This is a genomic window from Bacillus sp. P4_D3 (assembly GCF_056401855.1).
The window spans coordinates 1-1,908 of record NZ_JBFUIN010000596.1 but is presented as its reverse complement, the minus strand read 5'-3'; the positions used below and the strand labels follow the sequence as shown (position 1 = coordinate 1,908).

Here is a 1,908-nt window from a genome sequence, read left to right as displayed (position 1 = left end):
GTAAATAAATATTTCATGCCAGCGCTATTCGTTTTATTCTTTGTATTAATTGTTCGTGCACTTACGTTAGACGGTGCTGAAGAAGGAGTTCGATTCTTCTTACAACCTGATTTCTCAAACGTAACATCAGAAATCATTTTATATGCAATGGGGCAATCGTTCTTCTCGCTATCTGTCGGTGTAGCCGTTATGGTAACGTATAGCTCATACTTACCGAAAGAAGAAAGTTTACCGCGTTCAGCATTTTCTATCGTAGCTTTAACACTTGTTATTACATTACTTGCAGGACTTGCAATTTTCCCAGTTGTGTTCGCATTTGGAATGGAACCATCTCAAGGACCAGGACTATTATTTATCGTATTGCCAGCTATTTTCAGTAAAATGGCGTTCGGAAAATTATTCTTCATCGTTTTCTTATTACTATTCTTCTTTGCTACTATTACATCAGCAATTTCGATGTTAGAAATTAGCGTTGCATCTTTAACAACAAAAGGTAAAAGCAAAGGGAAACGTGAAAAAATGGCTTTAATTGTTGGGTTGTTAATCTTTGTTGTTGGGGTACCATCAGCATTATCATTCGGTTTGTTAAGTGATGTGAAACCATTTGGGAAAACAATTTTTGATTTAGCAGACTATGCGGTTAGTAACATACTAATGCCGCTTGGTGTTTTATTAGTTTCCATCTTTGTTCCGTTGAAAATGAAGAAAGATGTATTAATGAAAGAGCTTGGTGTAAGTAAAAATAAAGGCTATAAACTATTCGTATTATGGTTATTCTTACTTCGCTATATTGCACCAATTGCGATTATTATCGTATTCCTAAATGTACTTGGAATTATATAAAAAGAAAGGTAGCGTATCTTGGTATGATACGCTACCTTTTTATTTTTCTCTTTTTTGCAGTTCATTTACTGTTACGAATTGATACCCCTTTTTAGATAAAGAGTCTAAAATACCTTCAATGGTCTGCAGATTTTCATTAGATTTATCGTACATAGAGTGCAATAAAATGATAGAACCAGGTTTTATATTCTTATTGACGTAGTCAATTTTGTCAGTTGCAGATTTATAAAAAGTATCAGGTTCAAGATTCCATGTGATAGTTTCAATATTATTTTTGTTTAAATAGTATGGTAGTCCTATTAGTTTCTTACCGTTGGGTGGCCTAAAATCAATTTCGTCGGTAAATCCTGTTTGGCGAATTAATGAATTTGTGTTTTCTATTTCTTCTTTAATAAAAGAAGGTGATTTAAAAACCATTCTGTTATGAGAATATGTATGATTTCCAAGTTGGTGTCCAGATTGAACAATCGCTTTACCTAATGGTAAATTGTTTTCTAATTCGTTTCCGATAACAAAGAAAGTAGCTTTCGCATTGTACTTATCTAGCAGTGGTAGTATTTGTTTTACATTGTTAGTAGGGCCATCATCAAAAGTTAAAGCAATCACTTTTTCATTCGTTTTAATGCGATTTGTTAAGTCTCCAAATAATTGAAAGCTTCTTGCGTTCATTAATTTGTATGTTCCGAAGAAAGCTGTAGTAATAATGAATATTGTAACTATTGTAATGATTATTCTCTTCTTCATAACGCAACCTCACTATACTTTTTGATTCGATTAAAAAGTATTATATCAAACTGTGTAACTTGTTGCTTCAAAAATTGTGAAGATGCAAGGAGAGGGAATTTATCATATAATAAAATGCAAAAGGTATATTAGGAGGTGTTTATGTGGCGATTACAATTCAATTGCCAGACACTGCAGCGTCTCATGCAAAGCCAAGTATGGAAATGGCGATACTTTGCGTGAGGTAGACAAGTAATATACAATCAATCGCCAAAATGAGCTCGTATCATTTTTTATATTTGGCTTTGCACCTTATTGAAATGAACCATAAAAAATAAGGGG

The 1,908-nt window shown here is 33.1% G+C and carries 2 protein-coding genes; one reads left to right on the top strand and one right to left on the bottom strand.

Annotated features, from left to right (window positions below):
- The coding region (locus AC1DTM_RS24495) for a sodium-dependent transporter (protein WP_477001102.1) at nt 1–843 on the top strand (843 nt) is incomplete at its 5' end.
- Between the two features lie 39 nt (nt 844–882).
- Here AC1DTM_RS24495 and AC1DTM_RS24490 read toward each other — a convergent pair.
- Nucleotides 883–1,587, bottom strand: a complete 705-nt coding sequence (locus AC1DTM_RS24490) for a polysaccharide deacetylase family protein (RefSeq protein ID WP_016104500.1) — start codon at nt 1,585–1,587, stop codon at nt 883–885.
- Nucleotides 1,588–1,908 lie beyond the last annotated feature (321 nt).